Raw genomic sequence first — 7,023 nt, forward strand, 5'->3', positions numbered from 1 at the left:
TCGCAGAACACACCGGCCTCGCCGCCGACGTCGCCGCCGTCGACCTGGTGATCACCGGAGAGGGCCGCTTCGACGACCAGTCTCTGCACGGCAAGGTCGTCAGCGCGCTGGCCGCCGGCGCCCGCGAACGGCAGATCCCGGTGCTCGTGCTGGCGGGCCAGGTAACGCTGGAGCCATCAGCGCTCGAAGCCGCCGGGATCACCTCGGCCCATTCCATCACCGACCACGCGGGCTCGGTGCAGCGCGCGATCGACGATGCGGCCAACCAGCTCACCGGCCTGGCGTCGGCCGTTGCGGCGACGTATCGGTGAGTCGTCGCAGGTGGCGACCCGACCTGGGGATAGATGGGGAATACGGGCCGAACAAGGTACCGTTGACCAAGTGGAGCTGTCCCCGTTCCGGGGGTGAGGCCTCCACCCACGTACATCCACACAGGAGATTCCATGACTGTTCAGCACGAGTCGGCAGTGCAGCCGGGCCAAGCTACCGAAACCCATGGCGCGACCCTGACCGATGCCGCTGCAAGCAAGGCCAAAGCGCTGCTGGATCAGGAAGGTCGCGATGATCTGGCGCTGCGCATCGCCGTGCAGCCGGGCGGATGTGCCGGGCTCCGATACAACCTGTTCTTCGACGACCGCACCCTCGACGGCGACCTCGTCGTCGAGTTCGGCGGAGTGAACCTGACGGTCGACCGGATGAGCGCCCCCTACATCCAGGGCGCCACCATCGATTTTGTCGACACCATCGAGAAGCAGGGTTTCACCATCGACAACCCGAACGCCACCGGTTCGTGCGCGTGCGGCGATTCGTTCAACTGAGTCGGCGCTGAAACCCGCTCAGTACTGACCGGCGGTTCGCGGTAGGAACGAGCACACCAGGACCTCGTTGTCGATCGACAGCAACTGGGCGATGGCCTGCTCTTCACCGTCTTGTGGCTGCGTGCCTCTCGAGTTGCGCGCAGGCTCCACCCGCATCGTGAACAGCACCTGGGCCTGCGACGGTGACCACGTCACCATCTTGTCCACCGAGGCCACCTCGGCGCTCCTGTACTGCTTGCGGAACGCATCGCTGGACAGTCCGGCCAGCGCGAGGTCCGCGCGGCGCTCCTTGGCGGCGTCGAACAGCCCGCACAGGGTGTGGCGGGCCACCGTCTCGTCATCACCGTTCGACAGTGCGTCGAGGTAATCCTGGATCGCCCCCTGCGCGGACGCCTCGGTCAATTGTCCGCCGGTGGTCTGTTCCTCCCGCCCGCCGCTGAGGGCCACCACGGCGGCGACGCCGACGAGCGCGGCGACGGCCAGCACCGCCACGGCCGCGATGATCCATTTGCGGCGTTTGCGGGGCGGATACTGAACCGGTGGCGGCAGCATTCCCGGGTACGTCGCGTCGATGCCGCTGTCGGGGTAGGGCTGTGCCGGAGGATACGGCTGGCCAAAGGAATCCGGGTATCCAGGCTGTTGCTGCGGGCCGACCGGTCCAGCGCCGTATTGGGGCGGGTACGGACCAGTCATATATTTGCTCCCGAAGAGGTCGGTCGAATCGTGCGCGGCTAGAGTGGCCCGGCGGGGCACCCATACGCAGGTTAGCGCAACTGACCGGGGTGCCTCCGGGGCCGACAGCGCGACCACAGGGGCCGATACCGGGCCCAGCCTGTGGTCGACACTAGGGTGAACGACGTTCGGCTGTTCGGATCGTCGAGCACATGACCTGCGTGAACTGATGAAGGGTGAAACTGCGTGACCATTGCGGTGTCCGGATCGATCGCAACCGATCATCTGATGCGTTTTCCGGGTCGGTTCTCCGAGCAACTCCTCGCCGACCACCTGCAGAAGGTGTCGCTGAGTTTCCTGGTCGACGACCTGGTGGTGCATCGCGGCGGGGTCGCGGGGAACATGGCTTTCGCGATGGGTGTGCTGGGCGGCAATCCGACTCTGGTGGGGGCCGTCGGAAAAGACTTCGACGAATACCGGCAGTGGCTCACCTCTCACGGGGTGAACTGCGACGGCGTGTTGGTCTCGGAGTCCGCCTACACGGCCAGATTCGTGTGCACCACCGACGAAGACATGGCCCAGATCGCCTCCTTCTATCCAGGCGCGATGTCGGAGGCCCGCGACATCAAGCTGGCGGACGTCATCGAGCGGACCGGGTCACCGAGTCTGACGATCATCGGTGCCAACGACCCGGAAGCGATGTTTCTCTACACCGAGGAATGCCGGTCGCTGGGGCTGGCGTTCGCCGCCGACCCCAGCCAGCAGTTGGCGCGATTGTCCGGCGAGGAGATCCGCCGGCTGATCGACGGCGCCACCTACCTGTTCACCAACGACTACGAGTGGGATCTGCTGCTGCAGAAGTCCGGGTGGTCGGAGGCCGAGGTGATGAGGCAGATCGAACTTCGCATCACCACGCTGGGTGAGAAGGGTGTGGACCTGGTCGGCAAGGACGGCACGTTCATCCATGTCGACGTGGTGCCCGAGACGCACAAAGAGGATCCGACCGGTATCGGTGACGCTTTCCGGGCCGGATTCCTCACCGGGCGTGATGCCGGGTTGTCGCTGGAGCGTGCAGCTCAGCTGGCCTCGCTGGTGGCGACGTTGGTGCTCGAGGCGCCCGGACCCCAGGAGTGGTCATGGGACCGCGACTCGGCAGTCCAGCGGCTCAGTGATGCCTACGGCGCCGACGCGGGCCGGGAAATAGCCGAGGCGCTCGCTTAGAGCTGCACCGGGTAGGTCGGCTCGCTGATCGCAGGCGTGACGCTTCCTTCGACGAAGATCGCGTGCCAGAGCATGAAGATCAGCACCGTCCACAGCCTGCGGCTGTGATCTGTTGTGCCTCTTCGGTGTTCGTCCAGCATCAACCGGACCGCGGCCAGGTCTATCAGGTCGCCGGCGCCGGACGCGCCGACCATGTCCTGGGCCCAGTCCAGCAGCTCGCCTGAGCGCAGCCAGTGCCGGATCGGCACCGGGAACCCCAGTTTCGGCCGGTTGAGGACATGGGCGGGAACGATGGGCTCCAGCGCACGCCGCAGCGCGTACTTCGTGGTGGCCCTGGTGATCTTCTGATCGAACGGCAGTCGTGAGGCCACGGCGAACACCTCGGGGTCCAGGAACGGCACCCGCAGTTCCAGAGAGTTGGCCATCGTCATCTTGTCGGCCTTGACCAGGATGTCACCGCGCAACCAGGTGAACAGGTCGATGTGCTGCATGCGGGCCACCGGGTCCCAGCCCTGCGACTTCGCGTACACCGGGGAGGTGACGTCGGTGTGGATCCAGTCGTCGCGGAATCTGGGCAACACCGCTCGCAACTGTTCGTCGGAGAAGCTGCGCGCGTTGCCGTAGTAGCGCTCCTCGAGGGTGAGCGAACCGCGGTGCAGCAGGCTCTTACCGCGCATGCCCTCCGGCAGGGGGCGGGCCGCCTTTCCGACCGACTTGCGAAGGCCGCGCGGGAGATAGTCGAAAGGCTTGAGCGACAATGGTTCCCGATAGATTGTGTAGCCACCGAACAGCTCGTCGGCACCCTCGCCGGAGAGTACGACCTTGACGTGCTTGCGTGCCTCTCTGGCGATGAAGTAGAGCGGCACCAGCGCAGGGTCGGCAACGGGTTCGTCGAGGTACCAGACGATCTCGGGTAGTGCGGCGACGAACTCGGCCTGACTGACGACCTTGGTCACATGCCGGGCGCCGATGGCTTCGGCTGAGGCGACGGCAACGTCCACCTCCGAGAACCCCTCGCGTTCGAAGCCCGTGGTGAACGTGATCAACCTCGGGTTGTGCCGCATGGCCAGTGCCGCGATGGCCGTCGAGTCGATGCCGCCGGAGAGGAACGCTCCGACCGTCACGTCGGCGCGCATGTGCTTGGCCACCGAGTCCTCGAGCACCGCGGTGATCTCGTCGTAGCGGCGTTGGTCGTCTCCCGACGGCGATCCGGTGAACGGCACCGCATCGAAGTGTGGGCTGAAGTACCGGGTGACCTGGGGTGCTGCGCCCGGCCGAACCCGCGCGTAACTGCCCGACTCCAGCCGGCGGATGCCCCGGTGCAGTGTCTCGGGTTCCGGAACGTACTGCAGCACCGTGTAGTGCTGCACCGCACGCTCGTCGATGGCGAGATCGACGCCCAGTTCGTCGGCCAGGTCGAGCAGGCATTTCTTCTCGCTGCCGACCACGGTCCCGCCGGGCCCGGTCGCCATGAACAGCGGCTTGATGCCGAAAGGGTCCCGCGCGCAGAACAGCTCCTGCTCGGCGCTGTCCCAGAGCGCAAAAGCGAACATGCCGCGGAGGCGTGTCAGAGCCTCGGTGCCCCAGTAGTGGTAGGCGGCCAGGATCGCCTCACCGTCACCGTCGGTGTGGAAGACGGCGCCGAACTCGGACCGGAGCGCTTCACGCAGTTCCAGGTAGTTGTAGATCTCGCCGTTGAACACCAGCACGTATCGGTCCGGCGCGTCGCTGGGCCCCCACCGCAGTGGTTGGTGACTGTGGGCGATGTCGATGATGGAGAGCCGGTTGAAGCCCAGCACCACCTGGCCGTCGTTCCAGGTCCCCGGCTCGTCGGGGCCGCGATGGCGCATCAGGGACGAGGCGCCGGAAACCGCGTCGACGATGGTGGGGGAGACCTCAGAGGAAGGGTCGGTGACCAACGCCAGCAGTCCGCACACCGCGCCAGTATGCCTAATGGAAGCGCTGTGAAGAGACCGACACCAGACACAATTCCCGGTCGCTTGGCTCCACCGCCACAGGGTGGTCTACGCTGCGTAGTATTCAGTGCAGCCGTCGAACCGCCCGGTGGTTCGTCGACTGCTAGATGACTTCAAGGAGGCGCCAACGTGTCCGCTCGCGGCCTGAAGTTGGTGGCATTGTCCGTGCTCTTGGGCGGAACAACAGTCCTGCTCAGCGGGTGTAGCTGGTCTGAGGTTCTCGGCCTGGGATGGCCCGAGGGCATCACTCCGGAGGCGCACCTCAACCGCGAACTGTGGATCGGGTCGCTGATCGCCGCGCTCGTCGTCGGCGCCATCGTCTACTTCCTGTTGTTCTGGACCATTGCCTTCCATCGGAAGAAGAAGGACGACACCGAACTGCCTCGCCAGTTCGGCTACAACATGCCGCTCGAGCTGGCTCTCACCGTCACGCCGTTCCTGATCATCTCGGTGCTCTTCTACTTCACCGTCGTGGTGCAGGAGCGGATGCTGGACAAGCAGCCGAACCCCGAGGTCGTCATCGACGTCACCGCGTTCCAGTGGAACTGGAAGTTCGGATACCAGAAGGTCGACTTCACCGACGGCACCTTCACCTACGACGGCGTCGACAACGAGCGCAAGGAAGCGATGGCTTCGGCGCCCGAGGTCTCCGAGTCCGAAACCGATGAGTCCGAGGGCGAGGGCCATGGTGGTGGCGAGGAGGTCGGCGCGATCGCCGGCCTCAACCCCGAAGACCGCACCTACCTGAACTACAACGAGATCGAGACGCTCGGCTCGTCCACGGAGATCCCGGTGCTGGTGGTCCCGTCCGGCAAGCGGATCGAGTTCCAGATCGCTTCGGCCGACGTGATCCACGGCTTCTGGGTGCCGGAGTTCCTGTTCAAGCGCGACGTGCTGCCCAACCCGGCGGAGAACAACTCCGACAACATCTTCCAGGTCAGCGAGATCTACGAGACCGGTGCCTTCGTGGGCCGGTGCACGGAGATGTGCGGCACCTACCACTCGATGATGAACTTCGAACTCCGTGTGGTGGAACCCAATGACTTCAAGGCCTACCTCGACCAGCGTCAGGCCGGAATGACGAACGCCGAGGCGTTGGAGGCGATCAACCAGCCTCCACTGGCGGTCACCACCCAACCGTTCGACACCCGCCGCGGAGAGCAGGCACCGCAGATCCCCCAGGCGAGCAGGTAGGACAGCAATGCATATCGAAGCCCGGTTGTTCGAGTTCCTGACGGCGTTCTTCGCATTGTCGTCGGTCGTGTACGGCGTTCTGACGGCGATGTTCGCCCAGGGCGGCATCGAATGGGCGGGTACCACCGCCCTGGTGCTGACCACCGGTCTGACGCTGATCACCGGTACGTTCTTCCGATTCGTCGCACGCCGTCTCGACACCCGGCCCGAGGACTACGAGGATGCCGAGATCGCCGACGGCGCCGGCGAGCTGGGTTTCTATCCGCCGCACAGCTGGTGGCCGATCCTCATCGCGCTGTCGGGTTCGGTCACCGCGGTCGGTATGGCCATGTGGCTGCCGTGGCTCATCGTCGGCGGCGTCTGCTTCATCCTGGCCTCGGTGGCCGGTCTGGTCTTCGAATACCACACGGGAGCCGAGAAGCACTGAGCCGCTGTCGGTGTGGTCTGCACGTGTCGAACAAGGTCACAATCAGGGCATGAGTTCGCCCGCAAACCGCACTGGGCGTCCTGTTCGGGTGTCTCCGTTGGGTAGTGTTGCCCAAGCGTCGTGGTCCGCTGACGGCGCGACCGACGGAGCAGCAGTCGAGAAGGACAGACGTAGATGAGCGGGCCGAATCCCCCCGAACGGGACTCTGGCGGCTCGGAACTTCCAGGTGACGAGCCGGGCAACAAACCCTCCTCGGGCGAACCCACCCCAGATGCGTCGGGCACTCCACCCGGCAGCGGAGTCGGTGGCGACTTCCCCGACACCGGGCAGACCGACCACTATTCGCAGGCGTATTCCGCGCCCGAGTCCGAACAGTTCGTCAGCAGCCCCTACATTCCCTCCGACGCATCGCTGTACGACTACGACAGCTACGAGTCCGCTCCTGAGGCCGGTGAGCCTCAAGCCCCGCCTCGATGGCCGTGGGTGGTCGGCGTCGTGGCGATCGTCGCCGCGATCGCTCTCGTGGTGTCGGTGTCGGTGCTGGTGACCCGAACCGATACCGACAACACCGCGAACCCTCAGACGACCACGATGTCGGTGCCGCCGCCGGTTCAGGACGAGATCACCACCACCACACCGCCGCCACCCCCGCCGCCGCCGCCGCCCGAGGAGCCGCCACCACCGCCGCCGGAGACCGTGACGGTCACCGAGGAGC

7 protein-coding genes and 1 pseudogene are annotated in these 7,023 nt (G+C 65.6%); 6 read left to right on the plus strand and 2 right to left on the minus strand.

The annotated features are described in order from the left end of the window. The coding region (locus WA965_RS19335) for a glycerate kinase (protein WP_526447955.1) at nucleotides 1–311 on the plus strand (311 nt) is incomplete at its 5' end. A 132-nt stretch (nucleotides 312–443) separates the two neighbouring features. Further along, nucleotides 444–818 (plus strand): HesB/IscA family protein, encoded by a 375-nt coding sequence (locus tag WA965_RS19340; protein ID WP_178360026.1) that lies wholly within the window; start codon nucleotides 444–446, stop codon nucleotides 816–818. Nucleotides 819–836: 18 nt separating this feature from the next. Here WA965_RS19340 and WA965_RS19345 read toward each other — a convergent pair whose 3' ends face one another. Beyond that, entirely contained in the window at nucleotides 837–1,511 is a 675-nt protein-coding gene (locus WA965_RS19345; RefSeq protein ID WP_526301655.1) for an Rv0361 family membrane protein, read from the minus strand. A gap of 225 nt (nucleotides 1,512–1,736) precedes the next feature. On the opposite strand from WA965_RS19345, the gene WA965_RS19350 reads away from it, so the two are divergent. After that, nucleotides 1,737–2,711, plus strand: coding sequence for a carbohydrate kinase family protein (locus WA965_RS19350; RefSeq protein WP_526301657.1), 975 nt, complete (start codon nucleotides 1,737–1,739; stop codon nucleotides 2,709–2,711). Here WA965_RS19350 and asnB read toward each other — a convergent pair. Beyond that, nucleotides 2,708–4,648, minus strand: a complete 1,941-nt coding sequence (asnB, locus tag WA965_RS19355; RefSeq protein WP_526301658.1) for an asparagine synthase (glutamine-hydrolyzing) — start codon at nucleotides 4,646–4,648, stop codon at nucleotides 2,708–2,710. The two genes, WA965_RS19350 and asnB, sit on opposite strands and share 4 nt — an antisense overlap. Nucleotides 4,649–4,816: 168 nt before the next feature. Between asnB and ctaC the strand changes: the two genes are divergently transcribed. The 3 genes and pseudogenes from ctaC to WA965_RS19370 form a co-directional block, all read left to right on the plus strand. Further along, the gene (ctaC, locus tag WA965_RS19360; protein WP_526301659.1) at nucleotides 4,817–5,881 is read left to right on the plus strand and encodes an aa3-type cytochrome oxidase subunit II; all 1,065 of its coding nucleotides are present in this window, start codon (nucleotides 4,817–4,819) and stop codon (nucleotides 5,879–5,881) included. Nucleotides 5,882–5,888: 7 nt separating this feature from the next. Further along, on the plus strand, nucleotides 5,889–6,308 hold the full coding sequence (ctaF, locus tag WA965_RS19365; RefSeq protein WP_178360031.1) for a cytochrome c oxidase subunit 4: 420 nt from the start codon (nucleotides 5,889–5,891) through the stop codon (nucleotides 6,306–6,308). 174 nt (nucleotides 6,309–6,482) lie between these two features. Then, nucleotides 6,483–7,023, plus strand: a pseudogene (locus WA965_RS19370) (hypothetical protein); the annotation flags it as partial.

It is taken from the genome of Mycobacterium sp. (genome assembly GCF_049683935.1).
GTDB lineage: Bacteria > Actinomycetota > Actinomycetes > Mycobacteriales > Mycobacteriaceae > Mycobacterium.